The organism is Rhizobium leguminosarum, from assembly GCF_004123835.1.
In the GTDB taxonomy this organism is placed as follows: domain Bacteria; phylum Pseudomonadota; class Alphaproteobacteria; order Rhizobiales; family Rhizobiaceae; genus Rhizobium; species Rhizobium leguminosarum_M.
Genome location: NZ_MZMU01000018.1, coordinates 321,876 through 337,568 on the forward strand (window position 1 = coordinate 321,876; position 15,693 = coordinate 337,568).

Annotated in this window: 14 protein-coding genes and 1 pseudogene; 7 read left to right on the forward strand and 8 right to left on the reverse strand. The window is 61.2% G+C overall.

The genetic code is table 11. The features are described from left to right. Positions 1-20 precede the first annotated feature (20 nt). The gene (locus tag B5P46_RS26300; RefSeq protein WP_129421287.1) at positions 21-1,094 is read right to left on the reverse strand and encodes an ABC transporter substrate-binding protein; all 1,074 of its coding nucleotides are present in this window, start codon (positions 1,092-1,094) and stop codon (positions 21-23) included. 218 nt (positions 1,095-1,312) lie between these two features. Here B5P46_RS26300 and B5P46_RS26305 point away from each other — a divergent pair, with 218 nt between their 5' ends. Next, entirely contained in the window at positions 1,313-2,092 is a 780-nt protein-coding gene (locus tag B5P46_RS26305; protein ID WP_047612216.1) for an IclR family transcriptional regulator, read from the forward strand. Positions 2,093-2,135: 43 nt separating this feature from the next. Here B5P46_RS26305 and B5P46_RS35575 read toward each other — a convergent pair. After that, a pseudogene (locus B5P46_RS35575) lies at positions 2,136-3,936 on the reverse strand (chloride channel protein). A gap of 189 nt (positions 3,937-4,125) precedes the next feature. Here B5P46_RS35575 and B5P46_RS26315 point away from each other — a divergent pair. After that, entirely contained in the window at positions 4,126-4,560 is a 435-nt protein-coding gene (locus B5P46_RS26315; protein ID WP_129421288.1) for a MarR family winged helix-turn-helix transcriptional regulator, read from the forward strand. A 34-nt stretch (positions 4,561-4,594) separates the two neighbouring features. Here the strand turns inward: B5P46_RS26315 and B5P46_RS26320 are convergent, their stop codons facing one another. From B5P46_RS26320 to B5P46_RS26340, 5 genes are all read right to left on the reverse strand, one after another. Then, complete coding sequence (locus B5P46_RS26320) at positions 4,595-5,503, reverse strand: homocysteine S-methyltransferase family protein (protein WP_129421289.1); 909 nt, start codon at positions 5,501-5,503, stop codon at positions 4,595-4,597. Positions 5,504-5,628: 125 nt separating this feature from the next. Then, a complete protein-coding gene (locus B5P46_RS26325) occupies positions 5,629-6,318 on the reverse strand; it encodes an ABC transporter permease (protein ID WP_129421290.1) in 690 nt (229 codons plus the stop codon). Positions 6,319-6,330: 12 nt separating this feature from the next. Further along, positions 6,331-7,056: an ABC transporter permease gene (locus B5P46_RS26330; protein WP_129421291.1), complete on the reverse strand. Its 726-nt coding sequence runs from the start codon at positions 7,054-7,056 to the stop codon at positions 6,331-6,333. A gap of 12 nt (positions 7,057-7,068) precedes the next feature. Continuing rightward, complete coding sequence (locus B5P46_RS26335; protein WP_129421292.1) at positions 7,069-7,842, reverse strand: transporter substrate-binding domain-containing protein; 774 nt, start codon at positions 7,840-7,842, stop codon at positions 7,069-7,071. Between the two features lie 47 nt (positions 7,843-7,889). Next, complete coding sequence (locus tag B5P46_RS26340; RefSeq protein ID WP_129421293.1) at positions 7,890-8,669, reverse strand: ABC transporter ATP-binding protein; 780 nt, start codon at positions 8,667-8,669, stop codon at positions 7,890-7,892. A 162-nt stretch (positions 8,670-8,831) separates the two neighbouring features. Between B5P46_RS26340 and B5P46_RS26345 the strand changes: the two genes are divergently transcribed. The 5 genes from B5P46_RS26345 (at position 8,832) to mctP (ending at position 13,417) form a co-directional block, all read left to right on the forward strand. Further along, a complete protein-coding gene (locus tag B5P46_RS26345; protein WP_003555489.1) occupies positions 8,832-9,296 on the forward strand; it encodes an Lrp/AsnC family transcriptional regulator in 465 nt (154 codons plus the stop codon). Positions 9,297-9,398: 102 nt separating this feature from the next. Continuing rightward, positions 9,399-10,784, forward strand: coding sequence for a sensor histidine kinase MctS (gene mctS, locus B5P46_RS26350; protein ID WP_129421294.1), 1,386 nt, complete (start codon positions 9,399-9,401; stop codon positions 10,782-10,784). Next, complete coding sequence (mctR, locus tag B5P46_RS26355; RefSeq protein WP_129421295.1) at positions 10,781-11,425, forward strand: two-component system response regulator MctR; 645 nt, start codon at positions 10,781-10,783, stop codon at positions 11,423-11,425. Before mctS ends, mctR begins: the two co-directional genes overlap by 4 nt. Positions 11,426-11,754: 329 nt before the next feature. Then, positions 11,755-11,952: a DUF3311 domain-containing protein gene (locus B5P46_RS26360; protein ID WP_003555492.1), complete on the forward strand. Its 198-nt coding sequence runs from the start codon at positions 11,755-11,757 to the stop codon at positions 11,950-11,952. Continuing rightward, positions 11,942-13,417 carry a sodium:solute symporter family monocarboxylate transporter gene (gene mctP / locus B5P46_RS26365; protein ID WP_129421296.1) on the forward strand — a complete coding sequence of 492 codons (1,476 nt, stop codon included), beginning with the start codon at positions 11,942-11,944 and terminating at the stop codon, positions 13,415-13,417. Before B5P46_RS26360 ends, mctP begins: the two co-directional genes overlap by 11 nt. 135 nt (positions 13,418-13,552) lie before the next feature. On the opposite strand, the gene B5P46_RS26370 is transcribed toward mctP, so the two are convergent. After that, positions 13,553-15,514 carry a HAMP domain-containing methyl-accepting chemotaxis protein gene (locus B5P46_RS26370; protein WP_129421297.1) on the reverse strand — a complete coding sequence of 654 codons (1,962 nt, stop codon included), beginning with the start codon at positions 15,512-15,514 and terminating at the stop codon, positions 13,553-13,555. Positions 15,515-15,693 lie beyond the last annotated feature (179 nt).

Consider the following 15,693-nt stretch of genomic DNA (forward strand, 5'->3'; position numbering starts at 1 on the left):
CGGCTTTCCTCAACCCAGGATTACTTGGTGGCAAGCAGCTTGTCGAAGAGCGCCTTATCGTAGTCCGAGTAGATATAGCCGTCAGCCGGGAACTTGTCGGCCCGTGCGAGGTAGCTGCCGATCGTGCTGTCGTCGATGACAGGCAGCGGCACCTTGACGAAGGCCGGAACGTCTTTGCCTTCCAGCGCCTCCACGGCAGTGTAAACGGAAAGCGCGCCGAGCCAGTTGGGCTGCATGGTGGCCCAGCCCTTCAGGCCCTTCTCCTTCCAGAGCTCCAGGAACTGCCTTGCGTTTTCGCCGGTTGTCGGCACCTGGTCGCGGCCCTGGCGCTCGAAGGCCAGCACCGAGCCGGCCGATAGCGCACCGCCGAGCGACAGCACGCCGTCGATTTCGGGATTGGCGAAGAGCAGGCTGGTCATCGCTTCCTGTGCCGGGGCGACGTTATATTCCGTGTTCGTCTCGGTGATCACCTGGAGACCGGGATTGGCATCGAGGACCGGCTGGGCGCCTTTGCGGCGGTCGTCGCTCACCGAAATGCCGGCCGGGCCGTTCATGATGATGATCTTGCCCTTGCCGCCGAGTTGGCTGACCATCCACTTGGCAGCGGTCGCGCCCCATTCGTTGGAATCGGTATTGATCTTCGCCGTCACCTTGTCGGTATTGACCAGACTGTCGAAATTCACGACGGCGATGCCCTTGTCGCAGGCATCTGATATGACGCGGTCGAGCGCGTTGGAGGAACCGGCGATCACGACGATGGCGTCGACATTGGCGTCGATCATCGACTGGATATGCTGGATCTGCGTCTGGGCGTTGCCTTGCGCGTCCGTGATCATCAGGTCCTTCACAAGGCCCGCCTTCTTCAGCTCCTCCACTTCAGCCGTGATGGTGCCTTCGGTCTGCTTCATCCAGGTCGGCACCGAATAGATGTTCGCCCAGCCGATCGTATAGGGCGCATTCCGGTCACCCTTGATGCAATTGGCGGCGGCCGAGGCCGTGCCGGCCGAAAAGACGACGAGCGCCGCCGCAGCGGCGGCACCCGCGAGAAGGCGGCGGCGTAGCGAAGCGGAAATGCCGTTTTCAAGATTCTTCATGTCGATCCCCTTTTTTGTGTGCGGCAGCGTTGACGACTTGCCATCAATGTCCAATATAGCGTACATGTGATCTATATACCGGACGAAGCGATCTTATGCCGATTTTTTTACCTCGCAAGAGGGGTGCAAAAATTTCATTCGCGATGAATGACGGGATCGATTGACAGATGCGGCAGACGGCTTGAAAAGCTTGGCCGGACAAAAAGGGATCGATAGCAATGGATGCAGTTCAGGACGAAGCAGCCGGCAAGCGCGCCCGAGGCCTCGACCGCGCCTTCGAGATCCTCGATTTCCTGCGCCAGAAGCGGCAGGCTTTGAAGCCGAATGAAATCGCCGCGCAGATCGGCGCGCCGCGCTCATCGGTTTACGAACTCGTCAACCTGCTGCTGCAGAATGGCATCCTGGAATTCACCGGCGGCGAGGGGCGTGTCTATCTCGGCCGCAAACTGTATTTCCTCGGCGCAGCCTATGAGAACCATTTCGACTTCACCCGCGAATGCGAGGCGGCGCTGGAACAGCTTGCCGACGAGACGCGGGAGACGGCGCAGTTCTGCATGCTGGATGGAAACAGATACACGGTCGTTCGCATGCGCGAAGGCGCACGCCCGTTCCGCATTTCGACGGATGTCGGGCAGTCGGTGCCGATCCCGTGGACGGCCTCGGGCCGCCTGCTCGTCGCGCATCTGTCGGATCAGGAAATCCTGAACTTCATTCCGCCGCAGGATTTCCGCCTGCCGAACGGCGAATGGCTCGAGCCGCAAACCTTCATCGCCGAGGTGCGCCAGGCCGAGCGTGAAGGTCTCTTCACCTTCAACAGCATCGTCGACAGCTTCACCCACTGTTTTGCCGTACCGGTGCGGGGCGAGGAAGGCCATGCAGCCGCAACGCTCTGCCTCGTCACGCCGCGCGACGATGGCATCGCCAACCGCGACCGCTACCTCGACTGCCTGAAGAAGGCCGCCGCCGGCCTCGACCATGCCCCGACCCGGCCAAAGTGAGGCTGATGCCTGAGCGGGTCCAGCTATTGATATCCGGAAACGGCTATCGCGACTTGCGCTTCGACCCCGCGGTGAGATACGGGCGCCGATCCAGTTCCGCCGACCTGTAGGAACTGCGCAGCCGCAGCAGATCTTTGCGGGCGATCAGGCCGCACAGCTTGCCCAAGGTGGGATCGACGATCGGAATGCGTCCGTCGCCCGTCGACAGCATCAGGTCGGCGATGAATGCGACCGTATCGTCGGGGTGCCCTACAGGAACGGAACCGTCCGTCACGTTTTCCGCAAGCGTCTGACTGGCGAGGTCCCGATTCCCCTGCCAGAGCAGGGCGTCAGCACTCGATACAACGCCTACCAATTTGCCCGCTGCGTCGACCACCGGATAGATGCGGTGCGTTTTCTGCTGCGAGGCAAAGAAGTCGCACGCCTCTCCCACCGTCATGGTGCCGGGAAGCGTATCGACATCGCTGATCATGATCTCCCTTGCGCGGCACAGTTCGAATGGGTCGACGCCATATTCGCGGGTGATGTGCTGACCGCGGCGCGCGATCTTCTCGGTGAGGATCGAGCGGCGCAACAGAAGGACGGTGACGGCATAGGCCACCACGGTTGCGGCAAGCAGCGGAACGAGCGTGCTGACGTCACCGGTGATCTCCATCGCAAAGAAGGTTCCGGTCAGCGGCGCGCGCATGGTTCCCCCCATCATCGCCGCCATTCCGAGCAGCGCCCAGAAGCCGGGATCGACCGACCAGCCATCCGAGAGCGCCGCCGAAAATCAGAAGCGGAGCAAGCACGCCACCGGAAGTGCCCGACGACAGGGCAAACAGCCATATAATGGTCTTTACCAGCAGGATCGACATCACTGCCGGGGCGAGCAGCCGGTTGTTGAGCAAGCCATCGATGACGTCGTAGCCGACTCCCATGGCCCGCGGCTCGATCAGGCCGCCGAGACCGATGACGAGACCGCCGAGCGCGGGCCACCACATCCAGTGGATCGGCAAGGCCTCGAACAGGTCCTCTATCCGGTAGAGCAGCGTCGTCAGCAATCCCGATTGCAGGCCGGAGATGATCCCCATCGCCGCGCAGGCGAAAATCCCCCACCAGGGCAAGGCCACCTGGAAGTGGGTCGGGAACAGCGGGCCGGTGCCGAACAGCAGCGGGCGCCAGCAGATCGACACGCAGGCAGCAACGGCGAAGGGAATAAAGCTGCGCGGCTTCCATTCGAACAATAGCAGTTCGACCGCCAGCATGACCGCGGCGATCGGCGAACCGAAGATGGCCGTCATGCCTGCGGCCGCACCGGCGACCAGCAGCGTCTTCCGCTCGGCCGCACTCATGTGAAAGAATTGTGCGAACAGCGAGCCGATCGCACCGCCGGTCATGATGATCGGCCCCTCGGCGCCGAACGGCCCGCCGGTTCCGATCGAGATCGCCGAGGACAACGGCTTCAGGACCGCGACCTTCGGCGACCGGCTGCCGCCGATCAGGATGGCCTCGATGGCCTCGGGAATGCCGTGGCCACGGATCTTCTCCGAGCCGAAGCGCGCCATCAGCCCGATGACAAGTCCGCCGAGCGGCGGAACCAGCACCACCCACAGCGAGCGAGGCACGGCCGCCAGCGAGGCGGGCTGGATGCCGATTTCTCCGAACCAGATGATATTCGTCACCAGCGCGATGAGGTTGACGAGACACCAGGCGGCAAACGCGCCGGCGGTGCCGACAATGATGGACATGCCGACCAGGAGGAGGACCCGCCGGTCGGTGGTGAAATCGCCGGCCTCGCGCCGGGAAAGACCGCCCGTGAAATCGTGCGGCCGGTTGGATGCTGCGCCATGGAAGCCTCTGATACGCCGGAAATGGATACGCTTGAGGCGCGTCAATATATCGTGATACGATATAAATCAATGGGTGAAAGCATGAAGACGAAAATGTCCCATGAAGATGCCTCACTTGACCGGCTGGCGACTGCCCATCTATTCGATGATGGCGGCATGGGCTGCCGACGTTGGCAGCCGTTGCGGCAGAGGAGAATAGCTTTGAAGAAGACCGCGCCGCCGCTGAGACAGGAGGACTACGAGGCTCTCTCCGACCTCAGATTCGCGCTTCGCCAGTTCATGGACTTCAGCGCCTCCGCCGCCCAGTCGGAGGGATTGCCCCCGCAGCAGCATCAGGCCCTTTTGGCGATCAAAGGACAACGCGGCGAAGCCATGACCATCGGCATGTTGGCCGAGCGGCTGATCATCGCGCCGCATACGGCGACCGAGCTTGTCGGGCGGTTGTCGGATGCCGGACTGGTCGAACGCCATGCCGATCCGGCCGACAGACGCCGCCAGACGATTCTTCTGACGGACAAGGCGGATGCGCTTCTAACGAGACTGAGCGCCGTCCACCTTTCGGAAATAAGGGAGATGGCTCCAAAGTTGATCGAGCTTCTCCTCGAGCTCCAGAAGACGGCGTCAAACACCAAATGACAATTGCGAAATAGCCGATTTCCTGACGTGCGCTTCAATCCAAAAGCGTCTTCCTCAGGCGATGGATATGGGCAGCGCCGATGCCGCAACAGCCGCCGATGATGGTCGCACCGGCTTCGGCCCAGGAGCAGGCATAACGCGAATAGGCGTCGTCGTTCAGATCGTCGCGGGTATCGTGCAGGCCTTCATTGGCGGCTGCGTCGCCTGTTTCCCCTTCGAAGGCATTGGCGTAGACGCCGATTTCGATGGAAGCATCCATCTTTCGGAAGACACGCATTGCCGTCTCTACCGCCGCCTCCATGACTTCGGGCTTGCTGCAATTAAACAGGAGCGCTTCTGCGCCCGATGAAACCGCCCAGGATGCCGCGTCCTCGACCCTTTCTTCGGAGCGAAGCTTCGGTTCACCGCCCCTTATGGCTGCCTCGTCGTCTGCCAATGTGAACGAAATCCAGAACGGCTTGCCTGACGTCGCCACTGCCTTGCGGACAGCCTCTGCCTCAGCGATCAGGCTCAACGTCTCACCGAGCCATATATCGACGAAGGGGCCGAGGTTTTCGACGAGCACCTCGAGATAATCCTGCACCCGCGAAGGCTGAAAATTCTGAGGCTCATATGAGCCGAAGATCGGCGGCAGCGACCCGGCAACCAGCACCTTCTGATCCGTGGCGCCATCCGCCGCCTCGCGCGCCAAGCGACCGGCGAGACGGATCAGCTCCGCCCCTTCCTTCTGGAACCGGTCCTCGCCGATGTGAAAGGGCACCAGCGCATAGCTGTTTGTCGTAATGACCTCAGAGCCGGCGGCGATGAACTCCTGGTGTACTCTACGGACGATATCCGGCGCGTTGATCAGCGCCAATGCCGACCATTCCGGCTGTTTCAGTTCGGCACCCAGCCGCAGCAGCTCGCGGCTCATGCCGCCATCGAGAATTCGTGTCGTGCTCATGAAGAGGTCTCCATTCAGGCTGTCGCGCCGTTAGCGGCGACGGGCTTTTCATAACAAGGTGGGCGAGGTGTGCGTGGCTCGCGTCGGCGCGCCGGCGAGTTCATGGCCAGTCCCTTTCCATCGGCCTAGCGGCGAACCGGCACCTGCGCTTCGAGACTTCGAAAAACGCGGGCGATCACGGCGGTCAGGGCGAGATAGAAGAAGGTGACGACCAGCAGCGGTTCATAGACGAGCAGCGTGTCCTGCCGAACCTTGTTTGCCACGGCGTAGAGATCCATCACCGTCACCGTAAAGGCGAGCGGCGTCGCCTTGAGCTGCATGACGATCTCTCCCGCAATCGTCGGCAGGGCGATGCGAATGGCGCGCGGCAGCCAGATGCGGCGGGTCAGCATCCAGGGTGACAGGCCGAAGGCGCGGCCGGCTTCGAGCTCGCCCTTGGGAACGGCAAGCAGCGCGCCGCGCAACACCTCCGCCTCATAGGCTGCGTAGTTCAGGGTAAAACTGACCACCGCGAAGAAGAAGCCCTCGCGCAGGATCGGCCAGAACAGGCTCTGGCGGATGCCGGGGACCATCGGCAGCAGCGAACCCACCCCGTAGTAGAGAAGCCATAGCTGTATCAGCAGCGGCGTGCCGCGAAAGAAGGTGCAGTAGCTCCGCGCCAGCAGCCGGGTCAGTCTGCCGCCGCTGACCTGCGCAAAGGCGAGGCCGATGGCGATGACGAAGCCGAACACCACCGAGATCACCAGCAGGCAAACAGTCTGCCAGGCGCCGGTCAGAAGCAGCGGCCAATAGGAAGAGATCCAGGTGAAATTCATGGGGCGCTTTCTTCAGGCAAGGCGCGGCTGCCCCCGCCGTACCCGTCCCTCGATCAGTTTGAAGACGACGTTGGAAGCGAGCGTGATGGCGAGATAGAGAAGGGCCGAGGCAAGGAAAAAGACGAAGTAATGCTTGGTGCTTGCCCCGGCAAGACGGGTGGCGAGCGCCAGTTCCTGGTAGCCGACGACCGCCACCAGCGCGCTGTCCTTGGTGACCGACATCCACAGATTGGCAAGGCCCGGCAGCGCGTTTGGCAGGAGCGCCGGCAGCAGGACCCGGCGGAACCTCAGTACCGGCCCCATGCCGAAGGCCTTGGCGGCCTCGATCTGGCCGACGGGAATGGCGAGGATCGCGCCGCGCAGCACCTCTGTCATGTAGGCACCCTGCACGAAACCCAGCACGGCGACGGCCGCGACGAAGCCGTTCACATTGACCGGCGGCAGTTCCAACGCGGCGAGCAGCCGGTTGAGGCCATCGGTGCCGGCATAATAGAGCCCGACGATCAGGATCAGCTCGGGAACCGCGCGGATCAGCGTGGTATAGAGATCGAGCAGGAGGCGAAGCATGCGATTGCCCGAAAGCTTTCCAAGCGCGCCGCCCGTGCCGAGCAGCAGGCCGATCACGAAGGCGCAAGCCGAGATGGCGACCGTGGAGACCGCACCTGCCAAAAGAACACCGCCCCATCCCGGAGGATAGGGAGACAGCAGGTCCAGAATACCTTGTTGCGCGGTCGCCATTATCAGGACTGCTTACTTCGCGCCGTAGATGTCGAAATCGAAGTATTTCTTGTTGATGGCGTCATACTGGCCACTGGCACGGACGGCAGCGATCGCCGTGTTCAGCTTGGCCTTCAGCTCAGTGTCTTCCTTGCGCAGGCCGCCCGAAACGCCAGCTCCGAGAATCTCCTTGTCGTCGGCGACATCGCCCATCTTGGCGCAGCAATCCTTGCCGCCATCGCTTTTGAGGAAAGCGTCAAGCGCCAGTGAATCGCCGAAGACATAGTCGATACGGCCGGAAGCGAGATCCTGAAAAGCCTCATCGAGCGTCTGATAGGTCTTTTCCTCCGCAACCTCGGCAAAGTACTTCTTGTAATATTCCGACTGGATCGTCGACACCTGGATGCCGATGGTCTTGCCCTTCACGTCCTCGGCGGTGGCGCCCGGCTTCTGGTCCTTGGGACCGATCAGGGTGCTCGGAGTGTTGTAATATTTGTCGGTGAAGTCGATCACCTTCGAGCGTTCCGCGGTGTTCGACATCGACGACCAGATCACGTCGAACTTCTTGCTCTGGAGAGCCGGAATGAGACCATCCCAGGAAATCTCGACGATCGAGCATTTCTCCTTCATCTCCTCGCACACAGCGTTCATCAGGTCGATCTCCCATCCCTGCCATTGGCCGGAGGCGTCCTTGGCGAAGAACGGCGGATAGGATTCGTTCATGACACCGAAGCGGACTTCGGCCTGTGCGGTGACGGCGGAAAGCGCAAGCGCTACGCCGGCGAACAGTGTGGGGAGCAGTTTCATTCGCAGGATTCTCCTGGTTTGTGTTGTCGATGATAGATGGATGCGCATCAGTAGGCGCTGAGGCCGGTGAACTCCCGGCAGCGGGCGCTGACGGGCGCCCCGAATATCTGCTCCGGCGGGCCTTCTTCCTCGATCCGTCCCTGATGCAGGAACAGAACACGGCTTGAGACATCGCGGGCGAAGCGCATTTCATGCGTGACGATCAGCATGGTCCGGCCTTCTTCCGCGAGATCGCGGATGACCTTCAGCACCTCGCCGACCAGCTCCGGATCGAGCGCCGATGTCGGCTCGTCGAACAGCATGACATCAGGGTCGACGCAGAGGGCTCTCGCAATCGCCGCGCGCTGCTGCTGGCCGCCGGAGAGGAAAGCGGGATAGGCATGGCGCTTGTCGAACAGCCCGACCTTGTGGAGCAGGGCTTCGGCCTTTTCGATGGCCTCGCGCCGCGAAATGCCCATGACGTGCACCGGCGCCTCGATGACGTTTTCCAGCACCGTCCGATGGGCCCAGAGATTGAAACTCTGGAATACCATCCCCAGTCCGGTCCGCATCCGTTCGATCTGCCGCCAGCTGCGCGGCTGTAGCCGGCCGTCCCGCCCCATCTTCAGCGCGATCTCCTCGCCGTTTACGGCAATGCGGCCACGATCCGGCGTTTCCAGGAAATTGATGCACCTGAGAAAGGTGCTCTTGCCGGAGCCCGACGAGCCGATGATCGAAATAACGTCAGACTTGTGGGCCTCAGCCGAAATACCCTTGAGAACCTCTTGCGAGCCGAAGCTTTTATGAAGATCTTCGACGCGAAGAGCAGGAAAGGGTTGATCTGGCATGCATGGTTCCGGGTGAATTGAGCTTGCGAAGGATAATGATAAAATAACGCGGTTTTTCGCGCAGTTTTCATCTATTCTGCATATTTTATGCAAAATAATCTTCTTCGTGCGGCAAGTGCGGCAGAATGCGCGCATTGCTGCGGCGAGAACTAGGACTGGACAATGGAACAACTCGATCGTTTTGACCGTGACATTCTCGATATCGTTCAGCGCGACTGCCAGCTGAAAGCCGAAACGATCGCCGAACGGATCGGGCTGTCGGTCTCGGCCGTGCAGAGGCGGTTGAAGCGGCTGCGCGAAGAAGGGATCATCAAGGCGGAGGTAGCCGTCGTCGACCGCAAGGCGACGGGCACAGCGATGGTGTTCATCGTCGGGATGGAGATCGAGCGGGACAATTACGACGCGCTGGCGAAGTTCCGCCTGTGGGCGGAGAAGCAGGATCACATACAACAGGTCTATTATGTCACAGGCGCGGTCGATCTGATCGCGATCGTCACCGCCCGCGACGTCGAGCATTATGACGATATCGCCGCACTGATCATGGCTGACAATCCGCAGATCCGCCGCATGCACACGAATGTCGTGTTGCGAGACGTCAAGCTCGGCCTGTTCGTCCCGCTGGACTAGCGCAGACGCGATGGCTCCGCCGGCGTTGGTTCCGACAAGCCGCTGGACTCGCATTTGACAAAGGGCATAATTCCCGGCGCAAATTCTCGGGAGGAATGATCGTTGACGTTACGACACCAGATCATCGCATTGGCGATCGTTCCGCTCGTCATTTCGATCCTTGCGATCACCACCTTCATCACATGGCAATCGGCAAACCTCGCCAAGAACAGCATCGACACGTTCGAGCAGAACATGCTGAAAACCAAGGAATCCGAAATCCTCAATCTGACCAACCTTGCCCTGTCTGCCATCCAGACCATCTACGACAAAGCCGGCGCCGACGACGAGGCTGCCAAGCAGCAGGTGGCAGCGATCCTGACTTCGCTCGATTATGGCAAGGACGGATATTTCTTTGTCTACGATTACGACGGCAACAACATCGTCCATCCGCGCCAGAGTTTCCGCCATGGGCATAACTGGCTCGACCTTACCGACCCGGATGGCGACAAGGTTATTGCCGAACTGATCGCTACCGCAAAAGCGGGCGGGGGCCTGCATCAGTACAAATGGCAGAAGCCATCGACCGGACAGATCGCCGACAAGCTCTCCTTCGTCGTCAGCCTCGACAAATGGCACTGGGTCGTCGGCACCGGCGTTTATCTGGATGACGTCTTTTCCCAAAGTGCTGCCGCCAATGCCGGAATGCGCGCCAACATAAAACGGACCTTCATCATCGTCGCACTGATCGCCGTGCCTTCGGTGCTTGTCGTTTTCACCACCTGCATGCTGCTGACGTTCCACGAGCGCCGCATGGCCGACGGCCGGCTCAAGCAGCTGACGCAGCGGGTTATCGATACCCAGGAAGAAGAGCGCGCGCGGCTTGCACGCGAGTTGCACGACGGCATTTCCCAAAATCTCGTCGGTGTGCGCTATGCGATGGATCTTGCCGGCCGCAAGGTCAGGACCAATGTCGACGATGCAGCACTGACCATCGATCGCGGTATCGAGGCGCTGAACGGCGCCATCAAGGAAATCAGACGGCTGTCGCACGATCTGCGCCCGCGCGTGCTCGACGACCTCGGGCTGACGGCTGCCTTGGAGGCGCTGTGCTATCATTTTGCCGAGCGGACGGGGATCGAGACGAAAATCGACGCTTCGGGGTTCACCGACACGCTGAAGGCCGAAGCCAATACCGCGCTTTATCGCGTTGCCCAGGAAGCTTTCAATAATGTCGAACGGCACTCCGGCGCCTCCAGGCTTGCGGTCAAGCTCTGGAGCGACGGCGGCCGCGCCCGCATGACGATTACCGACAACGGCACTGGCTTCGACGGCATCAAGGACGGCGTCTCCGGCAGATCAGGTCTCGGCCTGCGTAACATGCAGGAGCGAATGGCCCACTTCCGCGGCTTGTTGCTGATCAACAGCAGCGAGACCGGCACGACGCTGACGGCGATGATGCCGAAATCGGCCAATCGTCCCGCCGACCAGCAGGCGGAAGCCGCATGACGGAACGCCCGAAAATCAGGGTGCTCTTGATCGACAACCACCCGCTGGTGCTGGACGGGTTGAAGGCGGTGCTCGAAACATTCGACCATATCGAAGTTTCCGGCACGGCCGGGCTCGCGCAAACGGGACTGGAGATCGGCCGGCAAGTTCTGCCGCAGGTCGTGCTGATGGACATCAACATGCCGAAGCTGAGCGGCATCGATGCGATCGAATTGTTCAGGAACGAACTTCCACAGGCGCGGGTGGTGATGCTCTCCATGCATGACAGCCGCGAGTATATTTCCTCCTCGGTCATGCACGGCGCTGCCGGTTACATCCTGAAAGACGTTTCGACGGACGAGATCGTCTCGGCCATCGAGACCGTGGCGGGCGGGGGTACATATTTCTCGTCCGGCGTGTTCGACGCGCTGATGGGCGAACGCGCCGAGGACGGCAGCGCCCCCCTGACGCCGCGCGAGCGCGACATTCTCGGGCTGATCGTTGCCGGCAGAAGCAACCGGGAGATCGCCGAAACGCTCGGGATCACCTCCGCCACGGCGGAAACCCATCGCAAGAACCTCAAGAGGAAGCTCGGCATTACGACCACGGCTGGGCTCATCCGCTATGCGCTCGATCACGGCATCGTCTCGAAGGTCGGGTGAATCTACTGCACAATTCAAAGCGCCTAAAGCGTCCTTCGCGCGTCTGAAAAGACGCGACACTCTCGTCTACCCACTTCTGGGTAGACCCCGGCATTTCAGCGCCGCGCCCATCTTGTGAGGACAAAACCAACGCCATAGGACTCCATCCACGGCTGGCCAAGTGCGAGCCGTTGGGAGGAATTCACATGCGTTACATCAGCTTCCGATCGGTCGGAAAACCTCGAGCGACCCGAGCCGTGCCTGCCGCGGCCGCCGGCTGAAGACCTGCCTTCCACGCCGACAATTGGAACATGGCGGCCGCCGACGCGGCGCCTGAAAGGTATCCCGACATGGAAAAACCACGTAGCAAGGCAGCGCTCTGGCTGCTTGTCATTCCCTATCTAGGTCTGCTCTGGCCGCCATTCTACAATGTCCGCGAGCCATCTCTTTTCGGCTTTCCGTTCTTCTATTGGTATCAGCTTCTCTGGGTGCCGATCACCGCAGCGCTGACCTGGATCGCCTACAGGAGCACTCGCCATGACGACTGACATCAACGGCACGGCGCTTGCCGTCTTCCTGTTCTTCTTCGTTCTCGTCACCGTCATGGGCTTCGTCGCCTCTCGTTGGCGTAAACCGGAAACGCTGGCCAGTATAGACGAATGGGGCCTCGGCGGACGCAACTTCGGCACCTGGATCACCTGGTTCCTCGTCGGCGGCGATTTCTATACCGCCTACACCGTGATTGCCGTCCCGGCGCTGGTCTATACCGTGGGAGCCTACGGCTTTTTCGCGCTGCCATACACTATCGTCGTCTACCCCTTCGTCTTCATGGTCATGCCGGTGCTGTGGAAACGCGCCAAGGAATTCGGCTATGTGACGGCCGCCGACGTCGTCCACGGTCAATATGGATCGCGCGGTCTCGAACTCGCCGTGGCGGCAACGGGCGTCATCGCCACCATGCCCTACATCGCCCTCCAGCTCGTCGGCATGACGGCGGTCCTCAAGGCGCTCGGACTGCATGGCGAATTGCCGCTGGCGATCGCCTTCATCGTGCTGGCGCTCTACACCTACTCCGCGGGCCTGCGCGCGCCGGCTCTGATCGCCTTCGTCAAGGACATCATGATCTATATCGTCGTGATCGCAGCCGTCGCGCTGATCCCGTCGAAGCTCGGAGGCTACGCGAATGTCTTCGCCTCGGCCGATGCGGCTTTCCAGGCCAAGGGTTCCGGCAACCTGTTGCTCGGTGGCAATCAGTATGTCGCCTATGCCACGCTCGCTTTGGGTTCGGCGCTCGCGGCCTTCATGTATCCGCATACGCTGACCGGCATCTTTGCCTCCAACAGCGGCAAGACGATCCGCAAGAATGCGATCATGCTGCCCGCCTATACGCTGCTGCTCGGCCTTCTGGCGTTGCTCGGCTATATGGGGCATGCCGCCAACCTGAAGCTCGACAGCGCCAATGACGTCGTTCCGACGCTGTTCAAGACACTGTTTTCAGGCTGGTTCTCCGGCTTCGCCTTTGCGGCGATCGCCATCGGCGCGCTGGTGCCGGCAGCGGTGATGAGCATCGGCGCCGCCAATCTCTTCACCCGCAATTTCTGGAAAGCCTATGTCGATCCTGACGTCAGCGATGCAGGCGAGGCCAAGGTCGCAAAGATCACCTCGCTGGTGGTGAAGGTTGGGGCGCTGCTCGTCATCATCTTCCTGCCGACGCAATTCGCACTCGACCTGCAGCTGCTCGGCGGCATCTGGATCCTGCAGACGCTTCCGGCCCTGGTCTTCGGCCTGTACACCAACTGGTTCCGAGCCCCCGGCCTGCTTGCCGGCTGGTTCGTCGGCTTCGGCGGCGGTACTTTCCTCGTCTGGGATGCCGGTTGGAAGCCGCTGCATCTGATCAGCCTCGGCGGCGAACCCTTCACCGTCTATACCGGACTGCTGGCGCTTGCCGCCAACATTGCCGTTGCGGTCGTTGTCAACGCCTTGCTTCCGGCCAAGGCTCCGGCCCGGGCCTAATGTCGCTCAAAAGTGTGTAGCGGCTTGGGACCACGACATGCTCACCTTCTTTGAGCCAAAAATGCGAAGGGTAGCAAACGCTGCCCTTCGCAAAATTATGCCGCTCTGGCGTTCCAGCATAAGCTGGAGGGCGACTTAAAACTCTTCCCAGTCGCCGGCCAATGCCGCATTCCCGTTCGTCTGGAACGACTTGCCCACTTTGGCAATCATCTGGCGCGCCGGCGAGGGCGCCGGTTGAGCATGGGGCGCCGCGGTTGCGGGCTGCGATGTGCGCTTCGGTGCCACCACTCCGCCAATGTTGAACTGGCCCAGAAGCTGGAACAGCGCGTCGGCTTCCTTGGCGAGGTTGTGGGCGGCCGCTGTGGCTTCTTCCACCATGGCGGCGTTCTGTTGTGTGCCCTGATCCATCCTGTTGACGGCGGTATTGATTTCTTTCAGCCCCGTCGCCTGCTCTTGCGAAGCGCCGACGATGGCCCCCACATTGCCGTCGACCTGCTGCACCTGCTCGGCAATCTCCTTCAGCGCCTTTCCGGTCTCGCCAACCAGGGCCACACCGCTTTTGACGTGGCCGTTCGAAGCATTGATGAGTTCCTTGATTTCTTTTGCCGCCTTGGCGGAGCGTTGCGCCAGTTCACGCACTTCCTGAGCCACGACCGCAAAGCCCTTGCCTGCCTCGCCGGCACGGGCGGCTTCGACGCCGGCATTGAGCGCCAGCAGATTGGTCTGGAACGCGATTTCATCGATGACGCCGATGATGCTGCCGATTTCGGTGGCGGAGGATTCGATCTTGCCCATGGCATCGACCGCATCCCGAACGACGCTGCCCGAGCGCTCGGCACTGTCCTTCGTCTTGCGAACGAGCTGGCCGGCTTCCTGAGCCTTGTTGCTCGAGTCGGCAACGGTGGTCGTAATCTCTTCCAGGGCAGCGGCAGTTTCCTCGACCGAGGCTGCCTGCTGTTCGGTCCGCTTGGCGAGATCGTCCGAGGCGGAGCGGATCTCCTGTGCACCGGCCGCGATGGCGCTGGCGTTCTGCGCAACCTTCTGCATGGCGGCACGGAGCTTTTCGACCGCAGAATTAAAGTCGGCGCGGAGCTTTTCCAAGGACGGAATGAACGGAGTGCCGATCTGCTGTGTAAGGTCGCCGTCAGCCAGCGCCTGCAGCGCATCGCCAAGCTGGCCGACAGCCTTGTCCGTCTGCTCGGCAAGGGTGCGGCGTTCATCGGCATCCTGCTCGAGCCGATGCCGCTCCGACACGGCTCTCTTGGCCTCCGCGTCAGCTTCTTGTTCGGCCTTCGCCGAAATTGCGTCGCGCAGCCCGGCGACGGCCCGTGCGAGTTTCCCGATCTCGTCGCCCCGCGCTTCGAGGCGGCGATCGCCGTTAAGATTGCCGTCTGCCATCGCTTTCAGCGAAAGCTGAAGTTTCGCCAGCGGGCCGACGATCGTGCGTGCGGTCACAGCGGCGGCAACGAGTGAAAGAACAGCCGCGATGCCAAGCGCGGTCAGGGCCAACGGCTTGAAGCCGCTTGCCGTGCTGCGAACCTCGCCGCCAATCGATTTGTTCAGCGCTTCCTGATAGTCGATGAATTTGTTGATGGCGCCAAGCCAGGCAACGAAGGCCGGTCGAGCCTGTTCGAGCAGGATCTTGCGGGCGGCTTCGCCGTCGCCCTTCTCCTGCAGTGCAATGATCTGGGCGACCAATGGATTGGTCTTCGCCTGGATGTCTGCAATCTCACCGAGAATGGTCTTTTCCTGTTCCGTCGCGCCGGCCGGAGATGCAACCATATCCGCCATGCGCTTTTCATTCTCGGCGTAGGAGGCCGCAAGCTTTTCGATCAATGCCTCGGCGGCCTTCCGTTCATCGGGAGACGTCACCAGAGTGACGTCGCGGATGGCAATCGCCCGATCATGCACGCTGCCGCGATAGTTGATGGCAAACCGCTGCTTCACGCTATTGACGTCGTTGATGGTTCCAAGCTTATCGTTGATCTGCGCTACTTTTCCCGTCGAATAGATGGTCAGGCCGACCATCAGCAAAAGGAGAACGCTGAAGCCAAGCGCCAGGCGGGCCACAACCCCGAAACTCATGATATTCTTCATATGCACTCTCCCCTCGCGGTGAGGTTTGTTGGAAGGATGTCTCGGCAGCCAGGATTGCTCGTCATATCTCGTTTAAATGCAGAACCTCGGTGTCTCCGAGTGCATCCGACAGGCACCCCTGTGCCCGGAATCGCGCTTGAGATACGGGACATCCGTCAAAGCAATAAAAGCCGATTTCA

Excerpts from the sequence above, each read along its gene's own strand:
- B5P46_RS26300 (WP_129421287.1), bottom strand. The coding sequence starts at position 1,094 with ATGAAGAATCTTGAAAACGGCATTTCCGCTTCGCTACGCCGCCGCCTT.
- B5P46_RS26305 (WP_047612216.1), top strand. The coding sequence starts at position 1,313 with ATGGATGCAGTTCAGGACGAAGCAGCCGGCAAGCGCGCCCGAGGCCTC.
- B5P46_RS26320 (WP_129421289.1), bottom strand. The coding sequence starts at position 5,503 with ATGAGCACGACACGAATTCTCGATGGCGGCATGAGCCGCGAGCTGCTG.
- B5P46_RS26325 (WP_129421290.1), bottom strand. The coding sequence starts at position 6,318 with ATGAATTTCACCTGGATCTCTTCCTATTGGCCGCTGCTTCTGACCGGC.
- B5P46_RS26330 (WP_129421291.1), bottom strand. The coding sequence starts at position 7,056 with ATGGCGACCGCGCAACAAGGTATTCTGGACCTGCTGTCTCCCTATCCT.
- B5P46_RS26335 (WP_129421292.1), bottom strand. The coding sequence starts at position 7,842 with ATGAAACTGCTCCCCACACTGTTCGCCGGCGTAGCGCTTGCGCTTTCC.
- B5P46_RS26340 (WP_129421293.1), bottom strand. The coding sequence starts at position 8,669 with ATGCCAGATCAACCCTTTCCTGCTCTTCGCGTCGAAGATCTTCATAAA.
- B5P46_RS26345 (WP_003555489.1), top strand. The coding sequence starts at position 8,832 with ATGGAACAACTCGATCGTTTTGACCGTGACATTCTCGATATCGTTCAG.
- mctR (WP_129421295.1), top strand. The coding sequence starts at position 10,781 with ATGACGGAACGCCCGAAAATCAGGGTGCTCTTGATCGACAACCACCCG.
- B5P46_RS26360 (WP_003555492.1), top strand. The coding sequence starts at position 11,755 with ATGGAAAAACCACGTAGCAAGGCAGCGCTCTGGCTGCTTGTCATTCCC.
- mctP (WP_129421296.1), top strand. The coding sequence starts at position 11,942 with ATGACGACTGACATCAACGGCACGGCGCTTGCCGTCTTCCTGTTCTTC.
- B5P46_RS26370 (WP_129421297.1), bottom strand. The coding sequence starts at position 15,514 with ATGAAGAATATCATGAGTTTCGGGGTTGTGGCCCGCCTGGCGCTTGGC.